General features: G+C 61.1%; 15 protein-coding genes. 6 read left to right on the top strand and 9 right to left on the bottom strand.

What is annotated here, in order from left to right:
• Positions 1 to 139 precede the first annotated feature (139 nt).
• The gene (locus OGR47_RS06685; protein ID WP_165048094.1) at positions 140 to 1456 is read right to left on the bottom strand and encodes a glycosyltransferase family 4 protein; all 1317 of its coding nucleotides are present in this window, start codon (positions 1454 to 1456) and stop codon (positions 140 to 142) included.
• Between the two features lie 80 nt (positions 1457 to 1536).
• Positions 1537 to 3669, bottom strand: coding sequence for a carbohydrate porin (locus tag OGR47_RS06680; protein ID WP_165048092.1), 2133 nt, complete (start codon positions 3667 to 3669; stop codon positions 1537 to 1539).
• Between the two features lie 377 nt (positions 3670 to 4046).
• Here OGR47_RS06680 and OGR47_RS06675 point away from each other — a divergent pair, with 377 nt between their 5' ends.
• On the top strand, positions 4047 to 6419 hold the full coding sequence (locus OGR47_RS06675; RefSeq protein WP_165048089.1) for an EAL domain-containing protein: 2373 nt from the start codon (positions 4047 to 4049) through the stop codon (positions 6417 to 6419).
• A gap of 184 nt (positions 6420 to 6603) precedes the next feature.
• Here the strand turns inward: OGR47_RS06675 and OGR47_RS06670 are convergent, their stop codons facing one another.
• On the bottom strand, positions 6604 to 7818 hold the full coding sequence (locus OGR47_RS06670; RefSeq protein WP_165048087.1) for a RimK family alpha-L-glutamate ligase: 1215 nt from the start codon (positions 7816 to 7818) through the stop codon (positions 6604 to 6606).
• A gap of 339 nt (positions 7819 to 8157) precedes the next feature.
• Here OGR47_RS06670 and OGR47_RS06665 point away from each other — a divergent pair, with 339 nt between their 5' ends.
• Both OGR47_RS06665 and OGR47_RS06660 read left to right on the top strand, forming a co-directional pair.
• Positions 8158 to 9288, top strand: a complete 1131-nt coding sequence (locus OGR47_RS06665) for an ABC transporter permease (protein WP_165048085.1) — start codon at positions 8158 to 8160, stop codon at positions 9286 to 9288.
• A gap of 1 nt (position 9289) precedes the next feature.
• Positions 9290 to 9973 carry an ABC transporter ATP-binding protein gene (locus OGR47_RS06660; protein WP_165048082.1) on the top strand — a complete coding sequence of 228 codons (684 nt, stop codon included), beginning with the start codon at positions 9290 to 9292 and terminating at the stop codon, positions 9971 to 9973.
• 9 nt (positions 9974 to 9982) lie between these two features.
• On the opposite strand, the gene OGR47_RS06655 is transcribed toward OGR47_RS06660, so the two are convergent.
• The 3 genes from OGR47_RS06655 to OGR47_RS06645 are packed head-to-tail and all read right to left on the bottom strand — an operon-like array spanning position 9983 to position 15922.
• Positions 9983 to 13060, bottom strand: coding sequence for an efflux RND transporter permease subunit (locus OGR47_RS06655; protein WP_165048080.1), 3078 nt, complete (start codon positions 13058 to 13060; stop codon positions 9983 to 9985).
• Between the two features lie 14 nt (positions 13061 to 13074).
• Entirely contained in the window at positions 13075 to 14262 is a 1188-nt protein-coding gene (locus OGR47_RS06650; RefSeq protein ID WP_165048078.1) for an efflux RND transporter periplasmic adaptor subunit, read from the bottom strand.
• The gene (locus OGR47_RS06645) at positions 14252 to 15922 is read right to left on the bottom strand and encodes an efflux transporter outer membrane subunit (RefSeq protein WP_165048076.1); all 1671 of its coding nucleotides are present in this window, start codon (positions 15920 to 15922) and stop codon (positions 14252 to 14254) included. The genes OGR47_RS06650 and OGR47_RS06645 overlap by 11 nt, the downstream gene beginning before the upstream one ends.
• 265 nt (positions 15923 to 16187) lie before the next feature.
• Between OGR47_RS06645 and OGR47_RS06640 the strand changes: the two genes are divergently transcribed.
• Positions 16188 to 16829: a TetR/AcrR family transcriptional regulator gene (locus OGR47_RS06640; RefSeq protein WP_165048074.1), complete on the top strand. Its 642-nt coding sequence runs from the start codon at positions 16188 to 16190 to the stop codon at positions 16827 to 16829.
• 1160 nt (positions 16830 to 17989) lie between these two features.
• Here the strand turns inward: OGR47_RS06640 and OGR47_RS06635 are convergent.
• Positions 17990 to 19684, bottom strand: coding sequence for a hypothetical protein (locus OGR47_RS06635; protein WP_246729522.1), 1695 nt, complete (start codon positions 19682 to 19684; stop codon positions 17990 to 17992).
• A 503-nt stretch (positions 19685 to 20187) separates the two neighbouring features.
• Between OGR47_RS06635 and OGR47_RS06630 the strand changes: the two genes are divergently transcribed.
• The gene (locus OGR47_RS06630; protein WP_165048072.1) at positions 20188 to 20415 is read left to right on the top strand and encodes a hypothetical protein; all 228 of its coding nucleotides are present in this window, start codon (positions 20188 to 20190) and stop codon (positions 20413 to 20415) included.
• A gap of 817 nt (positions 20416 to 21232) precedes the next feature.
• On the opposite strand, the gene OGR47_RS06625 is transcribed toward OGR47_RS06630, so the two are convergent.
• Both OGR47_RS06625 and OGR47_RS06620 read right to left on the bottom strand, forming a co-directional pair.
• Positions 21233 to 21910, bottom strand: a complete 678-nt coding sequence (locus OGR47_RS06625; RefSeq protein ID WP_165048070.1) for a hypothetical protein — start codon at positions 21908 to 21910, stop codon at positions 21233 to 21235.
• Between the two features lie 439 nt (positions 21911 to 22349).
• Complete coding sequence (locus OGR47_RS06620) at positions 22350 to 22658, bottom strand: hypothetical protein (protein WP_165048068.1); 309 nt, start codon at positions 22656 to 22658, stop codon at positions 22350 to 22352.
• A 95-nt stretch (positions 22659 to 22753) separates the two neighbouring features.
• On the opposite strand from OGR47_RS06620, the gene dusA reads away from it, so the two are divergent.
• Positions 22754 to 23779 (top strand): tRNA dihydrouridine(20/20a) synthase DusA, encoded by a 1026-nt coding sequence (gene dusA, locus OGR47_RS06615; RefSeq protein WP_165048065.1) that lies wholly within the window; start codon positions 22754 to 22756, stop codon positions 23777 to 23779.
• Positions 23780 to 23781: the final 2 nt, after the last annotated feature.

Below are 23781 nucleotides of genomic sequence, written 5' to 3'. Positions count from 1 at the left end.
ACGCTCGCAAAGCGAGCGATCGGGAATCCAGAGCAAAACCAGCGCTTTTGTGGCTCTGGATTCCCGGTCGGGCTTTCAGCCCGCCGGGAATGACAAGCCCCAATGCGAGCTGTTCAAACGGAAATGATATGAGACGCGATCAACCGAGGCTGCGCTGGTACCGACCCTCGCGCAGCATCTTCATCAGCTCGACAGTTGAGTCGCGCCAACTCAACGAGGGGATATCCGGCGCGTATTTCTCCGTGGCGAGCATTTGGCGAATTCGCTCGACAAGGCTCCCCGCGTCGAGAAGATCGAAATAACACGCGGCGTCGCCCCCGATCTCACGAAACACATCAATGTCGCTCGCGATCACAGGCGCGCCGAAATGCGCCGCCTCGACCAGCGGCAGACCGAAGCCTTCCGCCATCGTCGGCAGAACCACTGCACGCGCTTCCCGATACAGAAAAGCCAAATCCTCGTCGCTTGCATCGTCGAGCCAGAAAAGCCGACGCCCTTTCTCGTGATGCCCGCGTAGCCGATTTTCGAAGGCCGCCGCGTTCCAACCCGGACGACCGACGATGATGAAATTCGCGTCTACGCCCTCGGCCCAGAGCCTTTCGAAAGCCTCCAAGGCCACCGGATAGCCTTTGCGCGTCTCGACGGTGCCGACGCTCAGAAAAAACGGCGCGCGCCGCGCGAGCGCCTCAACCGAAGCGGCGGGAGCTTTATTGTCTTCTTGCTTGAAATCCGCGCCGAGCCGCCACCACCCCAGCTTCATACCATCTCGCGGCTCGCGCTCGAGCCCTTTGATATAGATGGCGAAACGATCGGCCACGCTCTTCGAGATCGCGACGATCGCGTCGCAATCCAGCAAGACTCGATGCGTCCAGGCCTGGAAATTCGCAATCAGCGTCGGGTTGTAAAGTGTCGGATAAAGCAGCGGGAAGAGATCGTAGAGGCAGGCGACGATCTTACCGCCCCGCGCTCGGAAATCCTGCCGGAGCTGCGTATATTCGTCGAGCCGGTTCCAGCCGGCGTCGAGCAGCAGCAATATGTCGCCCTCTCGGCACTCGATTTTCTCGAACCCTGCGCAAGCCGCCGCAAGCCGCCCGTCCTGAACGACAACGGGCAGCCCCAGACCGAGCGCAGCGGCGTTGACGGAAATCTCCTTGACGACGCGCTGAATGCCCGTCGCCTTGCCGCTTCTCACGAGATCCGTCGCGTCGATGAAGATGCGCGGTCCTGGCAGGAGCTGCGCAACGCCCGCAAAGATCGGCTTGCCAAACGCGCTCGACGCCGTCGCGTGGTTATCACGTTTCAAAAGCCTCGAAACAGTCCAATACAGCTCGCGAAGACGCCGATAAACGATCCGCGTATAGGGGTCCATCTCATAGGCGCGAAGAAAACATTCTTCCTCGAAGACCTGGCGTCTTAGGTAGTCGTCAATTCGATCCTGGTCGTCAAAGCGAGTCATGCGCGGTCACGGGCTCTCCGAAGGATTTGCCCCGCATAATCGCATTATCCATCATTTGCAATCACGCGCGTTGCGGCGCCTCAGAAGGCCGCACGCGCGCGCAGGCTGAAGACGTTGACCGGCCCGCGCGCCATGTTGTGCCCCGGATTGACAAAAAACTGATAGTCGAAGGTAACGTCGAAATTCTTGCTGAGACCGAGCTTGTAGTAGGTCTCCATATTCTTTTCGCCGCCGTAGCTCATCGCGCCGTCGCCGATATAGGTGCCGATGCCGCCAAGCTCGAAATAACGCACATGGTCGCCGTGAAGCCCCGCCATCGCGCCCGCGATGCCGATCTCGTCGTCGCGACGGTTCCAAAGCGAGCCGTCGAAGACAAAGCCGGCAGAGACCTGACGGTCGTTATCGATATAGTCGACGGTCTGATAACGCCCGTCCGCCATGCTCGCGCGCAGGAAGAAACCCACATTATCCATAACCTGCTGCTTGATATTGATGCCGCCGCCCGCCTTGAAGTGACGTTGCTGAAGCGCGGTGACGTCCGGCGGCAGATTGCCGGTCGCCAAGGCGAGATTGATCACGTCCTGAAATTTAGCGAAACGGCCGTTGTCGCCATAGGCAAGAAACTTGATCGCGCCGGGCTGGCCGAGAAGCTCGTAGCGCGCTTCGAATTCGAGAACGCCCATATATTGGTTGAACAGTCGAGGCTCGATGTCGTTGCCGTTGGGAACGGTTGATTGCTGGAACGTCCCGGCGCGCAGCGTCCACCAATTCTGCTTCCACTCGACGGCAAGCCCATTGGTGTAACCCCAGGCGTCGGACACGTAATCGAAGGCGCCCATATAATTGAACGCGAAGCTCATGAAGCCGGTCGTGGGATCATGAGCATAGACGTTGTCGTCGAAGACGTCGCCCACCGAAAACTTGCCGAGCGTGATGATGATACGGTCCTTGTCGACCTTGCCGGAAACCTGGTTCTGCACCGATTCCAGCACTTCGCTCCGCGAACCTTCGTCAGGATCGTTGACGCGATCGCCGCTCGAATCCAGCCCGATGATCTGCCGCAGGAAATAACGCTGGAAGCGCATATAGGGAGCATCGCGGCCGATCTTTTGGGCGAGCCCGTCCGGATAAGCGGCGGAGCCCGTCGAATTCCCCGGCCCATAACCCAGGTTGATCTCCGGATTGACATAGACGGCCCCGCCTTCCCAAAGGCGAAGCCCCAGGAAGAGATCGTTCTGGGTCAAAACATCGCCCACGCCCTTGGAGGGAAAGCTCTTGGGCCCGTCATATCTGGCATAGAATTTCGGAATCGCCTGAACGACATTGGTTGACTGGGCATGGACGCTGTAGCGCTCCGTCTTGACTTCTTCCTTATCGCCCGCGTCGGCGCTTCTGCGGCCGCCATACTCCAACTGACCGGGGATGAACTCGTTCTCGCCGAAGTGGTAGTTCAAGCCGAAGCGCAGAATATGGTTCTCGTTGCGAATGCGCGAGAAATATTGATTGTTGGAGCCGTTGTTGAAAACCTGCGTGTTCAAAGACTGGCTGAGAAAGAGATATTCCGCGCGCGCCGACCAATCGGCGGCGAAGGCGTATTCGAAGCCGCCGCCGACGGCGTATTTCGCGCGCGACGACTGCGACCAGTCCGCCGTGAAATCGACGCCGGGGCCGAAGGAAAGCTTTGCCGGCCCGCGTGCGCCGCCCGCCGCAACGCCGCCGGTCAGATAGAACAACGCACGGTCATAGGCGAAACCAAATCGGGCGCGAATGCTCGCGAAATAAGTGGCGTTCGCATTTGCGGACATCGTGAAGAATGGCGCGCCCGGATAGGCCAAAGATGTGGGGAAAACGCCGCTGGGCGTGCGGCGGCCGTCGAGCAGGCTCAAATCCGTCTCGAAACCCCAGACCCAAGAGCCACGCTGCCAATTATAGCCGACTTGAGCGCCGACCGTGACGCCAGTGCGCGTATGGCTCGCCGGGTAGAGGTCATAGATAGTCGACGTGAAGCCGCTTCCCGCCTGCAGCCGCTCTCCGCGGTGGAGAGGAATGCCGGCGCCGAAGCTCGCGCCAAGGTAAAGGCCACCCCAGTTGAAAACGGGCGGCGGCGCATCCGCGGCGATCGCGGAAAACGGCGCGAGAAGAGCGTTGGCCGCGCCTAGGAAAACAAGGCGCGCCTGCGCACGGGGCAGTTGGATTTTTCCGATGAAGTGCATGGTTCGCGCCAACTCTTTCCGCCCTAAGAACGGAAATTCTTCCCAGACTGTAACGGCGACGGGAAGTAGGTAAAGTTGATTTATGTCTATAGCGTAACAGTAGGAGGGTGGCGACCGCGAAAACGGCGAGAGGCATAATCGACGTCCGCTTTCCGGCTTGGCGGAATCCGCTAGTCGTTAACCTCAGTCGACCCTTCGTTGATTGCGCGAGAGTTTTTCTGTTTGTTTTAACGTCGCGGAAGGCTCCCACCCGCGATGCTCAAAAAAAAGACTGGACAGGGGCATTCCGCCCCTCGGCATGACGCCGCACAGTTGACGGACATGAACGGCGCGGTTTTTCCCGCCCCGGCCCGCGACAGCCGGAGGTGAACCCGCTCATGTCTGTCATCTTTACGCTAGAGCAGCACGATCCTTGGCTCGTCTTCGTGGCCGCATGCGTTTGTGCGCTGACCTCATTCGCAGCCGTCAAACTGCTCGCTCATGCGGCTGAGACGAGCGCAGGCAAACGCCCGTCCTGGCTGACCGTCGCCGCCATGGCCATCGGACTCGGCGTCTGGTCCACCCATTTCATCGCCATGCTGGCCTATTCCCCAGGCGTCGATCACGGCTACGACGCCACACTCACATTTGCCTCTCTCGCTGCGTCAGTCGCAGTGACCATGCTTGCTTTCCGGGTGGCCCTTTCGGCGCCGTCCGCATTTAATGCGCTTCTCGGCGGCCTGCTCCTCGGGATCGGCCTGGCGGTGACGCATTATCTCGGGATGGCGGCCTTCAAGGTGGCGGGCCGGATTCACTGGGATGACGCGCTCGTCGTCGCCTCGCTCCTCATCAGCGCAGTCTTTTCAACGCTTGGCGTGAGCGCGGCCCTTCGCGCCAACTCCATGATGGCCGCGGCGACGCTCTTCTTGATGGCTGCGGTCGGCGGTCTCCATTTCGCCAGCATGTCCGCCATGTCCATTGCCCCGGACCCAACCATCGCCATTCCTCAAAACACGATTCCCCAATCGGCGGTGGCGATCGCGGGCGCGGTGTTGAGCATATTGATCATGACGTTTTCGCTCTTCGGCCTTTTATATGAGAACGATCGTCGGCGCCGCGCGGCGGAGGCCGAGCGGATGCGTGGCCTTGCCAACGCAGCGGTCGAAGGGCTTCTCGTGTGCTGCAAAGGCGTGGTCACGACCGCCAATGACAGTTTTCTCGCTCTTGTCGGCATGGATCTCGCGACCATCCGAGGCGCAAATCTCTCGGCCTTCTTTCCCGCAGAGGCCATCCGCGAGATTGAAGACGCTGAAAGCAAAATCCCTGTCGAAACCGTTCTCGCCTGCAAAAACGGCATTCGAATCCGCGTCGAACTGTTGTGTCGGATGATCGACTTCGGCGGCGACCCGCATATCGCCATAGCTGTTCGCGACATAAGATGGCGGCGAGAAGCCGAAAATCACATCCGCTTTCTGGCGCATCACGACGTCCTGACCGGTCTACCCAACCGCAGCCATTGCTACGATATCCTCGACCGTGAGATCGCCCGATCGGTCCATTCAAACGGGCGTATGGCCGCGATGGTCATCGATCTCGATCACTTCAAGGAAGTGAACGACCTCTTCGGGCACGCCGAAGGCGACGCCATGCTCAAATCCTTCGCCCGCGTCGTCTCCTCCGTGTTGGGCCCGAGCGGAACGCTCGCCCGCCTCGGCGGCGACGAATTCGCCGCCATCCTGCCCGATATCGCCGATCGTGACGCCGCCGTGCGCGTCGCGCAGGCGATCATCGACGCGATCCGGGCCGAGAACCAGGCGAGCCAATCGCGCGCTGTCATGTCGGCAAGCATTGGCGTCGCGGTTCATCCCGCTGACGGCCGCGACCGCGAATCCCTGCTCGCCCATGCGGATATGGCGCTTTATCAGACGAAGGCGGAGAAGCGCGGCGGCTATCGACTCTTCGACCCGGTCATGGCGGTGAGAATTCACGACCGTCGCGCCATCGAACAGGACCTTCGCAACGCCATTGACGGCGACGAGCTGCATCTCGTCTATCAGCCCCAGACGGACATATCGACGAACCAAATCGTCGGTTTCGAAGCGCTGCTGCGCTGGACGCATCCTATGCGCGGCAACATTCCCCCCGCGGATTTCATCCCGATCGCCGAGGAGAGCCGGATCATGCTGCGTCTCGACGAATGGGTGCTGGCCGCCGCCTGCCGCGAAGCCGCCAAATGGCGCAACCCGCTCTCGATCTCCGTCAATATTTCGGCCGCCAGCCTGCACAACCGCCACTTCCCGACGATCCTGCAGAACATCCTCTCTGTGTCTGGCCTCAATCCCGCGCGCCTCGAGTTGGAAGTCACGGAGACGACGCTGATCGCGGATTTCGAGCGGGCGCTCGAGACAATGCTGAGCGTCAAGGCGATGGGAGTCAGGATCGCGATGGATGACTTCGGCACGGGCTATTCGTCGCTGACCTATCTGCGGACCTTTCCCTTCGACCGATTGAAGATCGACCGCACCTTCATCGGCTCGGTCACGAATTGCGATCAATCGGCCACCATCGTGCGCGCCGTGCTCGGTCTCGGGCGCAGCCTCGGCCTGCCCGTCGTCGCCGAGGGCGTCGAAACGCCGGAGGAGCTGCGCTTCCTCGCAGGCGAGCACTGCGACGAAGCTCAGGGGTATCTGATTGGAAAACCCGCCTGTATCGACGCCTTCCTCGATATCGTCGACCGCGCTCCCAAGGAGTTGGAAATGGCGGCCGCCTGAGGAGCCGTCAGTTTGTTGGCAAACTTCCGAAGCGGCCTCGTCCTTCGAGACGCGAGCTTCGCTCGCTCCTCAGGATGACGCCTAAGTGTTTCACGTAGAATGCAGAAGCCCCTCATGCTGAGGAGGCTGCGCAGCAGCCGTCTCGAAGCGCGAGGGGCATCAACGCCCAATTCAAGCAGAAAACTCAGCACCCCGGCACTCTTCGCCGAAGCATTTGCTCGAAAGCGTCGAATATCTTCTCCATCTGGGGCCGCTTATAGGGAAAGACGACGTCGGGATCGAGCGTATGGATGACCATCGCCGTCCCCGCCTCGAAGATCAGCAGCTTGCCGTCGCGCGTCTCTGAACAATCCAGAAGCACGTAATCCAGTCCTGTCCGGCGGTGAACCTCCGCCAGAGCGACAGCGTGCCGTGTCGCAAATTCCGCATCGAAGGCCGCCATGAAATGCGCTTCTTCCGCGCGGTTCGCTTCATTTTCGAACATGTCCGCGTTGAGATAATGGACCATCCAATTCTTGGAAACGGCCATATGAACGGCATAGGGGACGCCCTCGATCAGCACGATCCGATATTTGCGGAACAAGCCATCGCCGCTGCGGTAATCCACGAAAGGCGCGATATAGAACTGCGAGGCGGATTGCTCACCGAGGAACGCAACGATCTCCTTCGCGCTGTCGATCTTGCGCAGACCGTCGCCAGCGTGTGAGCCGACCGGTCGAGCAATGATCGGATAAAGGACGGAAACATCCCCGTTCGCCATCGCGACGAGGCGCTGGCGATCGACGCGCGCATTCGGCGGAAACGATACCCCTGGCGCGTCGTGGAGAAGGCTCCATGCGCCGTCGCGCGTCAGCCGCGCAATCAGGCTCGGTTGATTAACAATGTTGCGCGCCGACGCCCGCATCGCCCCATCGATCTTTTCCAGAATGATCTGATTGGCGTCCATCTCCGCAACGGCGACGAATGTGACGTCATGCTCCGGCAAAGTCGCGGGGAAATCTTCGTCGGGGCGCAAATAGAGCGTCTCGAGCGCCAAGTTGTGGCCTTCGACGAGAAACTCGAGCGGCGTATTCGACATGAAGTCGCCCGGCGCCGCCAAAGCGAGCACGCGAACCGGGTCGACCGCGTCCCGGGCCAATGGCGCCAGAAACCGTCGTCCTCTCTGCAGCGCCGCCGCCTGAAAGACGTCCGCCGACTCGGGATTGCCGCTCAGCCTCTCGATAATCGAAAGATCGAACAAGGCGCCCGCCTCGCCCTCTCGCGCCGCCTTCTGCACGAGCTCCGTCTTGAGCGGCGCCAGATCGACGCCATTGGTGGCCATTCGCGCGATCGTCGCCAGCCCCAGGATCGACGCAGCACATTCGGGCTCTTTGTCGAGCGCACCCACGAACCTAACCACGGCTTTTCCCTTCTTGCTGCTCTCCCTTCCAGACCATCTGCGCCAGCGCTGTCTTCAGGCTGGCGACGGCGTTCGCCCAGCCCTCACAAAGCCGGCGGGAGCGTGGGAGCGCTTGACGAGCGCTATTGGACGTATATTGCAGAGCCAGACACCGGGGGGCGGGCGGGACCTCCTCCGGCCAGGGCGGGCGGGCAATGAAATTTTGTGATCGACTGACGGGCGCGATGCGCCCGGTTCTTCTGGCGTGCGCCGGCCTACGGCCACTTTCCGGCCCAGCCAAAACTTGGTCGTAACCTTGCAGTTCCGCGCCTCTTTATTCTGGCATGGACACGGAAAGCCATGATTTGGCTCGCGACGCGTCTTGCGTTTCACAATCGCGCGCGGCTTGCGGCGACGCTCTTCGGCGTCGTGTTCTCCGCCTATCTGACGCTCACGGAAACCGCCCTCTACATCGGGATGATGGATACGGCGACCTCCGTCATCCGCCATGCGGGCGCCGATCTGTGGGTGGCGTCCAAGGGGGTTCAGAATTTTGACTTCGCCAGACCCTTTCCCGACGCGCGCATAAAATCGCTCGAGGGGCGCGCAGAGTTGTCATGGGCAAAGCCGATCAGCCTGAGCTGGGGCTTTCTGAAGCTTCCCGACGGCGCCCAGGAGCTCGTCGAAATCATCGGCTACGACCCCGCGGCCCCGGTGGGTGGGCCTTGGGAAATGGCCCGCGGCGCCGCGCGCGACGTGGGCGACGGGGACAAGATGATTGTCGATGAGAGCGCCGCCCAGCGACTGGGGGAGCTTCGCCTCGGCAGCGCCTGGGAGCTCAATGACCGCTCGCTCAAGCTTGTGGGCCTGTCCCGTTCGGCGAGGACCTTCACCACGGCGCCGGTCGTCTTCACCTCCTACCAGCTTGCGCAGGAACTGTCGCCCGACATCTCCCATCAGACGGCCGCCGCTTATTTTGCCTTGAAGCTCCGCAACCCCGCCGACATCGAGCGTGTCGCCGACAGCCTGCGGGCCGAATTCAAGGACAAAGAGGTTTTGACGACGCGCGCCTTCGTCGAGCGGACCATCCTTTATTGGACGGTGCAGACCGGAATGGGCGCGGCCTTCTGTCTGACGGCGCTGCTCGGCCTCGTCGTCGGGGCCGGAACGATCGGCCAGACTGTCTTCGCCAATACGATGGAGCATCTGCGCGAGTTCGCGACCCTCAAAGCGATGGGTGCGACCGCACGCGATCTCAATACGATCATTCTGGCCCAGGCAGCGATCGACGCGAGTTTGGGCTTCGGGATCGCTGTCCCCTTGGCGCTGCTCAGCAAAGCGCCTCTGGAGAAAACGGGGGTTACGCTCGCAATCGATTTGACGCTCGTCGCCAGCCTCTTCGCGATCACGCTCGTGACGGCGCTGGCGGCCGCTTATTTCTCGATTCGGCGCGTGCAAAAACTCGATCCAGCGACGATCTTCAGGAGCTAGAATGAGACCGCTGCTCGAAGCCCGCGCGCTTTCCAAACATTACCAGCAAGGCTCGGTGGCGGTCGCCGCGGTCGAGTCTGTTTCATTCTCGCTCGCCAAAGGCGAGATCGCCCTGATCATCGGGCCCTCGGGTTCCGGCAAGTCGACACTGCTGTCGATGCTCGGCTGCATCCTCCGCCCCTCCTCCGGCGCAATCCAGCTGGGCGGCCACGATGTCAGCAACCTACCGGACCAGTATCTGCCGCGCATTCGTGCGAGGTGCTTCGGATTCGTGTTTCAATCCTTTCACCTCTTCCCGTTTCTCACGGCGCGCGAAAACGTCGAAGCGGCATTGCGGCTGCGAAATGTCGCCGCCGGACCTCGCCGGGAACGGGCGACCGAGCTTCTGACGCATTGCGGCCTCGAAGACCGGATGGATTTTTATCCGGCCAGCTTGAGCGGCGGCGAAAAGCAACGCGTCGCCATCGCCCGCGCCTTCGCCGGCGACCCATTCATCCTGCTTGCCGACGAACCGACGGCAAGTCTCGACACGGCGAATGGCGAAATGGTCTTCAACCTGTTGCGCCATTTCGCCAAGCAGAAGGGCAAGGCCGTCATTATGGCGAGCCATGACCCCAAAGCCCGCAACTTCGCCGACCGCGTGTATAACCTCGTCGACGGCCGCATAGACCTTCTGCGCGATTGAATATCGTGATCATGCGCCTGCCAGATGCGATGCTTCGACATCCCGAGCCGAAGCTGCGTGCGTATGCCGCGCCGCCAACGCCAGATAGACCGCCGGCAGCACGAACAAGGTGAATAGCGTGCCGAGCGACAATCCGGACGCGATCACGAGCCCGATATTATAGCGAGAGGCTGCGCCCGCGCCGCTGGCGGTGATCAGCGGCAGAACGCCGAGCACCATGGCGGCCGTCGTCATGAGAATCGGTCGCAGGCGGATGGACGCCGCCTCTATGATCGCCTCCCGCCGCCCCATGCCGGTTTCCTGCAGCTCATTGGCGAATTCCACAATCAATATGCCGTGTTTGCTGATCAGGCCCATCAGCGTCACGAGGCCGACCTGCGTGTAGATATTGATGCTGGCGCCGCCAAAGCCCAACATGATGAAAACGAGCGCGCCCGCGATCGACATAGGAACCGAGACGAGGATGATCAGCGGGTCGCGAAAGCTTTCGAACTGCGCTGCGAGGGCGAGGAAGATGATGATGAGCGCGAATCCGAAAGTGGTCGCAAAGCCGCTCGACTCCTGAATGAACTGGCGCGACGGACCGGCGTAGTCGACGATATAGCCAGGCGGCAAGACGCGATTGGTGATCTCCTTCAAAGTATCGAGCGCTTCGCCCGCGATGACGCCGGGCGCGGCGACGCCGGAAATGGTGACGGCGTTCGCCTGCTGAAAGTGGTTGAGCGACTCGGGTTCGGTCGTGGCGCGCAGCTTCGCGACCGTCGACAGAGGCACGGACGAGCCGTCGCCGGTCTTGATGTAGTAATTCAGCACTTGATCCGCGTTCAGTCGGAAGCGCTGGGCAACCTGCGGCACGACTTTATAGGAACGTCCGTCGAGGTCGAAATATTGCGTGTAACCGCCGCTGAGCGCCATGGTCAGCGCGCCGCCGACGTCGTTCATCCTGAGGCCCAGCTGCGCCGCCTTCTCACGATCGATGACGAGCTTTTCCTGCGGCTGGTCGATCTTGAGGTCCGTATCCAGAAACATGAACTTGCCCGTCGCCATCGCCTGCGACATCAGATCGCGCGCCACGGCGTCCATCTTGTCGAAGGAATCCGGGCTCTGGATGACGAATTGGATCGGCAGGCCCATCGCGCCGGGCAATGGCGGCTCCTGGAAGGCGACGATGCGCAAGCCCGGGACCTCCGAGAGCTCGCCCTGGATGATGCGTTGGAGCGCCCCTGCCCCGGTGTCGCGCTTGTCGGCCGGTTTCAGCACCATGCCCGAAAGATTCATCGCGGCCGAGTTGATCTGGAAGACGCTATCTGTCTCGGGATGTTTCGCCATGATTTTGTAGAGCTGATCGCCATAGAACAGCTTCTGCTTCAGCGTCGCGTTCGGCGCCGGGGTCGATTGCGTGAGAATAAGGCCCTTGTCCTCTTCTGGCGCGAGCTCGCTTTTGGAATTCGCGTAAAGCCAATAGGTGCTCAGCAGCACCAGCGCGCCGAAGGTCAGCGTCACAGGCATATGCCGCAGCGAGGCGCCAAGGAGATGGACATAGCGTTCGCGCAGGCGGTCCATCGTCTGGTCGATCGCCGCAACGATCCGCGCTTCCAAGGTCTCGGGCTGCGGAACCCTGAGGATCACCGAGCAACTAACCGGCGAGAGCGTCAAAGCGATGATCGCGGAGACAGCGACCGCGCCAGCGAGCGTGAAGGCGAATTCAACGAAAAGGGCGCCTGTGAGACCGCTTTGGAATCCAATCGGCACATAGACCGCGATCAGCACGATCGTCATCGCGATGATCGGACCGGTCAGCTCGCGCGCCGATTGCAGCGCGGCGTTGAAGGGCGTCATGCCGTCCGCCAAATGGCGGTTGACGTTCTCGACGACGATGATCGCGTCATCGACCACGAGCCCGATCGCCAGCACCAGCGCCAGCAAGGTCAAAAGATTGATTGAGAAGCCGAAGGCGAGCAGGATCGTGAAAGCGCCAACGAGCGAAAGCGGGATCGCCACGATTGGAATCAGCACCGATCGCCACGAGCCAAGGAAAAGAAAGACCACGCCGGTCACGATCAGGACCGCCTCGATAAGCGTATGGACGACTTCGTCGATGGAGCTGTTCACAAAGTCCGTCGAGTCATAGACGACCTCGCTCGTGAGCCCCGCAGGCAGCGCCTTCTCGATCTGGGGATAGACGTCCTTTACGCCTTTGATGACGTCGAGCAGATTGGCCGTCGGCGCGATTTGGATCCCGATATAGACGGCCTGTTTCCCATTGAAGGACACAGAGGAGTCATAGTCGTCCGACCCGAGAGTTACATTGGCGACGTCCCTCAACTTCACATTCGCGCCATTGACCTGTTTGACGACGAGATTGCGAAACTCCTCCAGCGTATGCAGCGACGTCGACGCCGCCAAATTCACCTGGATCATTTCTCCCTTGGTCGAGCCGAGACCGGCGATATAGTCATTGCCGGAGATCGCGGCGGAGATTTCGGTGGCGGTGAGGCCGTAAGCCGCAAGCTTCTCCGGGTCGAGCCAGGCGCGAAGCGCGAAGGTCTTGGCGCCGATGAGCTCGGCGGTCTGCACGCCCGTCACAGACTGCAGCCGTGGCTGCACGACGCGGATCAGATAATCGGTGACCTGACTCGGCGAGAGGATGTCGCTTCGAAAGCCGATATACATGGCGTCGGTAGACTGCCCGATCTTGACGGTGATGACGGGGCGCTGAACATTGGCCGGCAATTGATTGAGCACCGAGTCGACCTTGGTGCTGATCTGCGTCAGCGCTTTGCCGGAGTCGAAGTTCAACCGCAGATAGGCAGTGATTGTGCTCGTGCCGATCTGGCTCGTCGACGTCATATAGTCGATGCCGTCGGCCTGCGCGATGACATTCTCCAGCGGCGTGGTGACGAAGCCCGCGACCGTCGCGGGATCGGCGCCGAAATACTGCGTGGAGATGGTGACGACGGCGTTTTGCGTGCGCGGATATTCCAGCACTGGCAAAACGCTCAGCGATCGCAGACCGAGCACGAGAATGAACAGGCTCACCACGGTGGCCAGGACCGGGCGTCGAACGAAAATGTCGGTAAAAGACATCGGCGGCTTTCCCTTTAGCGGTCGACCGGCTTCGGATCGGGATTGACGGGCGGATGAGGCGTGCTGCTGATCTTGAGCGGCACGTCGTTGCGCAGCTTCATTTGGCCGGCGGTGACGACGACCTCGCCGGCTTTGAGACCCTCGACCACCGCAATCTCATCGCCGCGCGTCGCGCCAAGCTGCACGAAGCTCTGCCGCGCAACGAGGCCGCCGCCCTCGGCATTCGCCGCCTCCCCTCCCGATGCGTTCTTTTGCGCAAGGAAGACCGACGCGCCATAGGGCGCATGGACGATGGCGGTTTGCGGCACAGTGACGAGGCGCTCGGACTTGCCGACGGAGATCGAGACAGAGGCGAACATGCCCGGCCTCAGCTTGCGGTCGGGATTGGGGAAGGTGGCGCGAATCTGGACGTTTCGGCTGGCCTGGTCGACCTTCGAGTTGATCGCCGTGATTTGGCCGACGAAGCTCTGTCCCGGATAGGCGTCGATAGCAGCCGAGACGCTTTGCCCAACGTCGAGGCCGTTCAAATTCTGTTGGGGCAGAACGAAGTCCAGATAGAGAATGTCGATCGCTTGCAGGGTGACGACGACCGTGCCCGCGCTCATATATTGCCCGACGTCCACGGAGCGAATGCCGAGCCGTCCAGCGAAAGGCGCGCGCAAAGTCTTCTGCGCGATCACGGCTTCCTGCTGCGCGACCTCGGCCTTTGCGCTCCTCAGATTCGCAAGGTCGGAATCGACGGTCGCCTGGCTCACCGCCTTGAGCTTCAATTGCGCCTGATCGCGGCGCAAATTGATCTCGTTGAGCTCCGCCGTCGCTTTGAGCGATTCCAGTCGCGCATTGTCAGTGTCTTTCCGCAGCTCCAGAAGAATCTGGCCGGCGGCGACATCCTCGCCCGACTTGAACAATATTTTCTCGACGACGCCGGAGGCTTCGAGCGCGAGATCGGCGCCGCTGACGGCCCTGAAGGTGCCGATCGCCGCCAGCGTCGGCCGCCATTCCTCCAGTTTCGCGGTCGTGACCGAAACGGTCTGCGGCGGATTGGCCATCGAGGCGAGAAACCGCCCGATCATGATCGATCGGAAGGTGATGAAGCCGTAAAGGCCGGCGAAGACAAGGCCGACGCTCGCCAGCATGATGAGCATGGGCTTGAGCGACGACCCCAGGCGATCTTTTGCAATTGTCCGAGTGCTAGTGAGCATTGGTTGACTCCTCCGCCTGCGCGCGCAAGGCAGCGGCTATCGGCGACATCGAAATGGGATCGGTAGGTTTCGCGCGTGCGGCGGGCGTTTCGTCGTTGCGATTCCACCAGCCGCCGCCCAAGGCTTGCAGCAGCGCCACCGTGTCGGAGAAACGCGCCGCCTGGGCCTTCACGCGGTTGAGGCGGGCGTTGAGCAGGCTCTGCTCGGAATTGATGACCGTCGGATAGGTCGTTGAACCGGCGCGATACTGGATCTGCGCGATCTGGAAGCTTTCGGCGGCGGCCTTCTCGGCCGCGACCTGCGCCCGCAGCGTCGCGGCGTCATGCTTGATTGCCTGCAGCGCGTCGGCGACATTCTGGAAGGCGGTCAGAACCGTCCCCTGATACTGCGCCATCGCCTGCTCGAAAGCGGCAACCTTCGCCTCGCGCTTATGGAACAAGCCGCCGCCGTCAAAGATCTGGCCGGAGACGGAAGCGCCCAGACTATAAGCCATGGTTTGCGGCGAGAAGAGCTGCGCCGCCGTCAGCGCCTGGCTGCCGCCGGAAGCAGATAGCGTGAGCTGGGGCAACATATTCGCGGTGGCGACGCCGACATTGGCGCTGGCCTGATGCAGCTGACTTTCGGCGGCGAGAATGTCCGGGCGCTGCCGCACCAGCTTCGAGGGAAGGCTGAGCGGCAGATCCTTGGGCAAATGCAAATTTTCGAGATCGATCGCCTCGCCTTTATCTTCATTTGGGAAGCGGCCGAGATAGGCCATCAGCTGATTGCGCGTTTGCGCCCGCGCCTTCTGCAAGGGCGGCAATGTCGCTTCGGCCTGCGCAAGCAATGTGCGCTCGGACGTGACGTCGGCGAGACTGACGGCGCCGAGGTCGAACCGCTTCTGGAGAATGTCGAGCTGGGCGCGATAATCGGAGACGAGCCCCTCAGTGACTTTGATCTGCTGGGCATAGGACGCGTCGGTGATGGCGGCCGAGACCACATTAGCCGTCAACGCGATATAAGTGGCCTCCAGTTGGAAGCGCTGATATTCGGCCGCGGCGGCGTCGCCCTCGACCGTGCGGATCGTCTTGCCGAAAACGTCCGGAGTGAAGGAGACAGCGACGTTGGAGTTGAACAGCGTATAGAGCGTCGAAAACGAGGACGAGCTCGAGCCCGACGAACCATACTGCGCCGGAGAAAGCTGCTGGCGAGTAACGGCGCTGGTCCCTGTCGCGGAGGGCAAAAAGGACGCCGCGTCAGCCTCCAGCGTTTCGCGCGCCTGGCGCAACGCCGCCTCGGCCGAAGCGATATTGGGGTGATTCTGAACCGCCTCGGCGATCAGCGCCGAGATCTGCTTCGAGCGGAAAAGCTTCCACCATTCGCCCGGCACGTCGCGACCCAGCTCGAGCCGCTGCCCGACGCCCCCTGGCGTCTGCGAATCTGCAACGCCCTTCGATAGCTTTCGGGCGTATCCAGCGCCCTCGGGCGCGGCAGGTTCAACGAAATCGGGTCCCACCGCGCATCCGCCGAGGGTGGCGGCGACAGCGCAGGCAACGAAAGGAACGGCGCGCCTGACCGCCGGAGCCCTCTCCGGCGGCGACTCGTCACGGTCCAGCTCTCGCCGACCGCTACCGGCACGCAGCCGAGAAGCCGCTGAAAAATAAATAGTTGCGCGCGCCATTGATCCTGCTCAAGATTAAACTGAACCGTTTAGTTTGGCAGAATATGCTGCTGCGCGGCGGCCAAGTCAATGCTAAACTGAACGGTGCAGTTTAGGAGAAATTCCCGTGAGCGGGAGTGAGAAAATGAAATTTGATCGCACTCATCCTGTTGAACAGGATAAAGAAAAGGCCGGCGCGCGCCCGGGGAACGGCGGCGGTCGCCGCGAGAGGGAGAGGAACGTCGCCGATGGCGAACAAGCGATATTTAGGCTCGGATCGTTCGGAATGAACGCATTGACGCCAGATCCAACGCATGCGCCCGAAAACTGCTCGAGCCCCAAAGAGGCGCAGATCGTGAATGCGGCTCGAACTGCGTTTCTCCAGCAAGGCTTCTCGGAGACGAGCATGGAGGCGATCGCGCGCGCCGCAAATGTGTCGAAAGCGACGCTCTATGCCTATTTCCCCAGTAAAGAGGCCCTATTCAGCCATCTGATCGGGCACGAATGCGAAGCGAAACGCATCCTCTTCACGGCGCCGTCTCTAGATGACGGCATCGAGGGGGCGCTACGCACCATGGGCATGAAATTCGTGACCCATTTTCTCGTCAAGGATGAGACGGCCTTTTTCCAGGCTGTGTCCAGCGAACGCGCGCGTTTCCCCGAACTGTGCCGACTTTTTTTCAACACTGGGCGAGAGAGGGCCGTGGATTTCGTCGCCGCTTTTCTTGAGGAAGCCAAAGCGACGGGCGCGCTGGCCTTCGACGACGCTCATGTCGCCGCAAATCAGTTTCTCAATCTGGTATTATGCGATTTGCCGATGCGCGTCGCCCTGGGCCTCGACCTCCCCAACGAGGAGGAAGCCCGAAGAGTGATGGAGGCAGGCGTTTCCACCTTCCTGAGAGCCTTCCAACAAAGGTCACAAACATAAAGCCCTTCGGTGCGCCCTGGGCTCTTGGCTATTAGATCGCCGTGTCGACGACGAACGCTTTTTCGCTCGCGGCATGCTTTGAGTGCGGCGCCGCCCGATACCATGCCAAGAGTCGGTCGGACGCTCATCCGGGTTCCGATAGCTGGCACATGAGCGGCTGCGCCAGAGCGCATTAAAAAGCGCAGGCAGACGACGCACGATAAGGGCGCCAACTCGATCGCGCCAAAATCGGAACTCGAGCTTCGAAAACGCCACCATCGAGCGTGCGCTTGAGAGCCAACGGAGAGTCCATCCCGGCTGCAGCTCGTGGACCTCCCCCTGCTCGCGCAACCCCTCACGCCCGCCGCTCGACCTCTCCACCATCGAAGTAAGTTGCGCAGAGCGCGTCATCGTGGCCACGCCCGCCGCGTCGCGTCACAAGACTAACGGGTCCGATCCTGCCCCCGGCAATTATCGCTTGACCTTCAGCAATCCAGATGAAGTGAAACTCATTCCCGAAGCTAAGCATCAGACTCTTTGCTGTTTTAAATAAAAAAAAATTTAGTCGCAGAGTTAGACGCGCTCCATATAAATCTAATTGCGTTGCCTTTAAGGAAGGAAAGACGCAATGAGCTATCGAATTCTTTCACGTCTTAGGCTCAGGGCTGTCGTTCCTTCGGCTATAGCCCTTTTGATATCTGTCACAGGGGCTTTGAGCGCACAGCCCAACCGAAACTTCGAGCGGCATACCAACGAAACGACAAGCGCCCGCCACTATGCGGGCCAATGCGATTCCAACGAACGCGCCCCCCACAGAGAGCCGCCACGTTATGGCGATGATCGTGATTTCGAATGCTTCATGTTTGACGAGTACTGACGCGCATCCGTGAATATGGATCTGCGGCGGCCCAGCGATTGCTGGGCCGCGTTCGACAAGCCGCGTTAGCGCCTATCTTCAAGCATCATGGATCGGCATAAAAACGCGCGGGGCTGCGTCCTCCTTGGCGATCGCCTTTTGCCGGCGCCCGCTCGGCAATGTGCGTTTTTCCGCGCTCTGCCCTCGCGCCTAATCAATCCTCAAAGCACAAGCGCTTAAAAAAACGAGTCGGAACGCCCGAATAAAAAAATTGAGCCCCGGCCATTCGGCCGAGGCTCCTTTCCTGTGTCTGGCTTTATCCAGCTCAGTATTTCGCGAGCACCGGCGTCGGCATCGTGCCGTCGAAGGGGTAGTAGCGAAGGCTGGTGAAGACCATGTTCTCGACGCCGCGCGGCGCGCCGCCGTAGCCGTCGAAGCCGTTTCTCACAGTATAAGAATACTGGATGCCGCCTCTGATCTTGCCGGCGGGGCCGTTGTAGAACGTATGCCACACGCCGCCGGTCAGCTGACGCAGGGCCTTCGTCTGGCCGACGCACTGGAAGTTGAAGCCGCCGAAGGCGCCGAGGACGCCAGCAGACGCCACGCCGTTGGCCGCCGCAACCGTGCCGGGCTCCACGCCGCAACCCAGGTTGTTGTAGAGCGGATTGCCGTAGCCGGAGGCGAAAAGCGTATTGCCGACCCGAGCCACTTGCGAGGCGCCGCTGGAGAATTCGCCGCCCGCGAAGGCATAGACGTCCGTCTGCGGCGTGGCGTGCAAGGTCAGGCCCGCCATTACAGTGCGCTGGAAGAGGAACTTAGGTGCGCCCGTGAGCGTCCAGGTGGCGTCCGCCAGACCGCCCGAGCCATAACGGCCGATGCCATTGCCGATCATGCCAGAGAACTGGAAGTCGAGCAGCTTCGGCATCAGCTGGACAACGACGCCGCCGCCGCCGCCGCCGCCCCACTGGCTGTGATTGCCGCCGTAGACGCGGCTGGTGGCGTCACGCAGAATGCCGAATCCTTCGACATGGATCTTGCGGTCGATCAACTGACCATCCCACGCCAGCTTGCCGATAAAGTCGGGGAGGCGGTTGTAGGAATAGTTGTTGCCGTTGAAGAACAGACCGCCGCCAGCCGGAGCCGACAGGACGGTCGGATAGACGCCGGCCACGGGGCCAAAGATGCCGTTAGTGACGGCCAATCCAGGGGTGGGAGCAAACGCGCCGCCCGGAGCGGCGATCGTCGTCGCGCCGCTTTCGACCGCAAACGAAGCCCAGAACTGCTTGTTGATGTCCTTGGTGATGCGGAAGCCGGCCTGGCGGGCCCAGTTGTAGCCCGGCAGGTATTGGTGGTCGATGACCGGCGGCTGCAGGGACGTATCCGGGCGGATGCCGACCGAGTTCATCGTCACGAGCGACCACATCTGGCCGGCGGCGGCGTGCAAACCCCATTCGTCGAAGTCGACGTTGCCGTACGCCTGACGCAGGCGGAGGTTATAGGAGTTCGAACCGTTCGAGTTCGCGGTCTGGGCGGCGCCGAGGAAGTCGACTTCGCCATAAGCCATCACGTGCGTCTGCTTGTCGAGATCGGCCTTGATCATGATGGCCGGACGCGACGGACGGGCGCTGGCGCGCCATTCGGACGTATGCGCGCTGGAGAGGAAGCCGTACGGAATGTTCTGGTACGGCGTGTTGATGTCCGCGCCCATCCAATGGTCGCGATAGACCGTCTCGGCCGCGAAGAAGCCGCCGGGCGTGACTTCGAGACCCTTGAAGTAAATGTGGTCGGGACCAGGAAGGCCCGCGACGACAACGCCCGGAGCCGCATGGCCAGGACGCGCCTTTTCGACCTTCGCCGCGCGCTCCTGCTGGCCGACCTTGGCCTCGAGCTGTTTCAGCCGAGCCTTCAGCAGGCGAATTTCTTCGCTGGTGCTTTCAGCCGAGGCGCTGGTCGCGGGCAACGCCGCGATCATTCCAAAAGCAGCGATACTGAGCGCTCGCCAGTCAACCTTGTGTCGCATCTTCTTTCCCCCAATGGTTAGGCACAAGTCTATGTGCGAGCTTTACGGCGCCGTTCATGACAGTTCCGTGTCAAACGACGGCTTTGGCGGAGCCATCGGAGAAGAGAAATTAACAAAAGCCCAAGCGTTGCAAATTTATCACTACAACTGTTGCAGAGTTCCAACAGATCACTGTCATATTTGGCGTTTAGCCGCGAATGCCTTCTCGGGGGTGGCGGCGAATCGGAGCAAAGCTTGGCCGGATGCGTCTCAGAAAAGCTCCCAAGCGCGCTGTTTGGCTTCAGGCCTACGCATAGACCCCAATTGCCCCAGCCAAGGCGCCGTTTTGCCGAGAAGACGCGAGGCCCAAGAATTGAGGCGTTAGCGTCACTTATCGCTCATGGCGCCGCCCTAGCGCCCGCGCTTAGCTTCCTGGTCGACGACCTAAAGAAAACCTTTTTTTGCTTGCAAGCCGCCACAAATCGTCACATCTTCATAATACTGTCACACAAGGAGTGCTGGATATGAGGAATTTTGCCTTGACCCTCGCCGGCTTGATCGCCTTTTCGGTCCTCGGCCTCGGCGTATCCACTGCGGCGGAGGATGACGTCTGCCGTTGGGGCGGCGACAACGGCGAATCCATGAAATGCTTTGACTGCCAGAGGCTCGTGCAGGTCGCCGGCGAGTGGCGTTGGGTCAACACCTGCAAGGCGCCGCATCGAGTGTTTTACTTCGGCTACGAGCCGAACTGAGGCGCGCGTCAGAGCGCATTCCTCATAAGTGGAAGAATGCGCGGCGTCCTGTCGCTCGCATGAGACCATGCGAGCGGAAAGCCATAAGCCCAAGCCCTTTCCGAGGGGGGCTCTTGTCGGACTGCGCGTGAATACGATCGCTGTGCTCGTGGTTTGCCCAAGCGCCATGAGATCTGCGGGCACGCGAGCGACTTCGAGTGCGCATAGCATCGGCAACGCCCCTTTCTCGGTCGCGCTGAAGATGCGAATGGATCCGCCGCCCGCCCTACATAGGTTATAAGCCCCGAATACGGGGTCTCATGTATGAGTGCGGAGCGCAGGCGGCATCTATGAAAAGAACAAGCATCATCATTCTGTGCGTGATCGCAACATCGACGCTTGGCCTTACGTTTTCGGCCGCGGCTCAGGGTGACGACTATTGTCCATGGGGCGGCGACAGGTCCCAGTCGCTGCGATGCTTCGAATGCATGACGCGGGTTTGGACAGGCCGAAATTGGCGCATCGTGAACACATGCAAAAACGAGCCGCCGACCACCAGCCCATTTCAAAGCGGGCGACGACCGGTCCCTCGCTGAATTCAACGTGCATTCATCTGAATGCTGGCAACTCGCCGCGACACTTGCTGACGAGCGCATAGGCGAGGAGGCTGGACCCTCAGCACCGTGGGCTTGGCAATCTTACACGAAAGGCCGCTCCTGAGACCGATGCGGACCTTCCCATAGCCTTGGTTGAGCCAGCACTTGGAACCAAGCACTTAGAGCTTAAGGCAAGCGCCGCCGCGGGACGCAAAGGCAAAGCGCGGCGTTGCGCCCTAAAGCTACTTCACCAATCCCGGCGCGCCAGCGATGAGGCTCTCCTTGAACGCGACCCAGAGGTCGTAGACGTGCTTGCTTGGTATGAAGTGTCGGCACAGCGAGCCATGCCCATGATCGGGATCGCTATCGAGTGTGACATGTCCCTCAAGGAAATGCTTGAACGCGTGTAGCAACGGGCCGTCCCAGCGCTTGGCCTGCAATATCGCGCGGAAGGTTCGTTCCAACCCGCCGTCCTCGTAGCTTGCGAGGCTCAGCACGCGAGTTTTGTCGTCTACGGCGCGGGCCTGTGCGAGATAGGCTTCGCCGATCGCCTTCAGTCGACGCTCGCGCACGGGATCAATAGATTCAAGCTGCAGCGTGCGTCGCATAAATTCGTCATGGTCCACGCGCTCGCCGACGGCGACAACGCCGGGACAAGGCGAGAGATTGTCGGTGTTGCGCTCGCCGGCGTCGAGTTCCGCGAGGAGAGCGTCGTCGGGAAACATGCGGCGCGCGATGCCGACGTTCTCGCGGAACTGAACTGAGAAATAGTAATAGGTCCAGGCCGTGTTGATGAGGTCCTCACGCGAGAGGCCGCTCCAATTGAGATCGCAGATTTCATCGATGGTCTGTTGGTAGGACTCCTCCGAGCATTCCTTATAGTTGCGCTCGATAGCCGCTTCTTGCACTCCGATGCTCATTGAGAGCTACTCCTCTGCGAGAACGTCAGTTGAGCGATGGCTTCCGCGCTGACGTAGGGCTTCCCTCCCTGTTCCAAAATGGAATTGCGGCGAGCCTCGACCGGGAGGGCTTCAAACAACGTGCCATGCAGGCTTGCGGCGGTGGCGCGCCGCGCCAGAATCGGGCGAACGCAAAGGAGTTAGCCGCTTTGGGCGAATTCTCGCGCTAGCGCCTCTCCTCTTTCTGGCGGCGGATGGCGCGCCTGATTGCGATTGAGCTCGCCTTTGACCCAGGCCGCGTCCTTGGCGCCCGCGCAATTGAAGCGAGGCACGGCTGCGGTAGGCGCCGCGACACGCAGGAGCACGCCTCTTGGAATGCCCGTTTTTGGCACATCAGCCGAGCCCGATCGTCCGCTTCTGGCGCATTGCTAACTCCGACATCGACGCTCTTGAAGCCGCCCTACTCCGTCATCTTCTTCAACTCCTTCATGGCGGCCGCGCGCCGCTCGTCGATCCAGTTTGCCAAGTCGTCGATGTGAACGCCCTTCGTCTCAGCCAAGATGGGGTCCGCGCCCTTGGCTTGCTCTATGGCTCCTAGCTTCTCAAGCTCGTGCTCGCGTATTTCGAGCCCGCTGAAGGCGGCCTGCTTGTGGTCAAAAGTCTTTGTCTCACGTTGGACATGACCATCGCGTCGGATCGCTGTTTGCGCCATAAAGCCAATCGAGCCGTCCTTGCGCTTCTGCGGGATGACGGCTCCCAACGACAGCACGAGCCCTCAAAGTTAGAGCATGCTGTAACCCCGGACCCAAAATGAGCAAAATCGGAATAAAGCCGGAACAAATCGGGCGATTTCCGAGAAACCAAATGACTGAAACAAAACAACAAACAATCAAAAACAGCGACGTCCGCTTCTCTGTCGCGCCTATGATGGATTGGACGGACCGGCACTGCCGTTCCTTCCATCGGCTACTGACGCGCCGCGCGCGCCTCTACACGGAGATGCTGACGACCGGCGCCGTCATCCACGGCGATCGGGTCCGTCTCATGAGCTTCGACCCCTTTGAACAGCCAGTCGCCTTTCAGCTCGGCGGCTCTGACCCGGCGGAGCTGGCGCGCGCGGCCAAGATTGTCGAAGACTTCGGCTATTGCGAAGTCAATCTCAACGTCGGCTGCCCGTCCGATCGCGTGCAGAACGGCGCCTTCGGCGCCTGCCTCATGTTGCGCCCTGCCCTCGTCGCCGATTGCGTGAAGGCGATGAAAGACGCCGTCGCTTTGCCCGTGACCGTGAAATGCCGCATCGGGGTCGATGATCAAGAACCGGAGGCGGCGCTCTTCACAATGGCGCAGCACTGCGTCGACGCGGGCGTCGACGCGCTTGTCGTCCATGCGCGCAAAGCCTGGCTCAAGGGGCTTTCGCCCAAAGAGAACCGCGATGTGCCGCCGCTCGACTATGCGCTTGTGCACAAGCTCAAGCGCGCTTTCCCTCAAACGCTTATCTCGATCAATGGCGGATTGACGCGCCTGCCCGAAATGCACGAGCAGCTGGAGACCATGGACGGCGTGATGATCGGCCGCGCCGCCTATCACGACCCCGGCCTCCTCCTGTCGGTCGATCCCGAATTCTTCCACGAGGAAGCGCCCTACCCGGACATATTCGCGGCTGTCGACGCCTATGCGCCTTACATCGAGCGCGAGCTTGGCAAAGGGGAAAAGCTTTCCAATATGACCCGGCACATGCTCGGTCTCTTCAACGGCCTTCCGGGCGCCCGCGCTTTTCGCCGGCGTCTGGCGCTCGAAGCCGTGGGGCCGGGAGCAGGCGTCGAGGTTCTGGAGGCCGCGGTCGCGGAAGTCAAAAGCGCGGTGGCGCGCATGCGCGAGGCCGCCGCCTGACG

The sequence above is a fragment of the Methylocystis sp. MJC1 genome, assembly GCF_026427715.1.
Taxonomy (GTDB): Bacteria; Pseudomonadota; Alphaproteobacteria; order Rhizobiales; family Beijerinckiaceae; genus Methylocystis.
This window is presented reverse-complemented; position numbering and strand designations above follow the sequence as displayed.

Bases quoted from the DNA above. Each gene is read 5' to 3' on its own strand.
- dusA (WP_165048065.1), top strand. From the start codon at position 22,754: ATGACTGAAACAAAACAACAAACAATCAAAAACAGCGACGTCCGCTTC.
- OGR47_RS06630 (WP_165048072.1), top strand. From the start codon at position 20,188: ATGAGGAATTTTGCCTTGACCCTCGCCGGCTTGATCGCCTTTTCGGTC.
- OGR47_RS06675 (WP_165048089.1), top strand. From the start codon at position 4,047: ATGTCTGTCATCTTTACGCTAGAGCAGCACGATCCTTGGCTCGTCTTC.
- OGR47_RS06655 (WP_165048080.1), bottom strand. From the start codon at position 13,060: ATGTCTTTTACCGACATTTTCGTTCGACGCCCGGTCCTGGCCACCGTG.
- OGR47_RS06650 (WP_165048078.1), bottom strand. From the start codon at position 14,262: ATGCTCACTAGCACTCGGACAATTGCAAAAGATCGCCTGGGGTCGTCG.
- OGR47_RS06640 (WP_165048074.1), top strand. From the start codon at position 16,188: ATGAACGCATTGACGCCAGATCCAACGCATGCGCCCGAAAACTGCTCG.
- OGR47_RS06635 (WP_246729522.1), bottom strand. From the start codon at position 19,684: ATGCGACACAAGGTTGACTGGCGAGCGCTCAGTATCGCTGCTTTTGGA.
- OGR47_RS06680 (WP_165048092.1), bottom strand. From the start codon at position 3,669: ATGCACTTCATCGGAAAAATCCAACTGCCCCGTGCGCAGGCGCGCCTT.
- OGR47_RS06660 (WP_165048082.1), top strand. From the start codon at position 9,290: ATGAGACCGCTGCTCGAAGCCCGCGCGCTTTCCAAACATTACCAGCAA.
- OGR47_RS06665 (WP_165048085.1), top strand. From the start codon at position 8,158: ATGATTTGGCTCGCGACGCGTCTTGCGTTTCACAATCGCGCGCGGCTT.
- OGR47_RS06625 (WP_165048070.1), bottom strand. From the start codon at position 21,910: ATGAGCATCGGAGTGCAAGAAGCGGCTATCGAGCGCAACTATAAGGAA.
- OGR47_RS06645 (WP_165048076.1), bottom strand. From the start codon at position 15,922: ATGGCGCGCGCAACTATTTATTTTTCAGCGGCTTCTCGGCTGCGTGCC.
- OGR47_RS06685 (WP_165048094.1), bottom strand. From the start codon at position 1,456: ATGACTCGCTTTGACGACCAGGATCGAATTGACGACTACCTAAGACGC.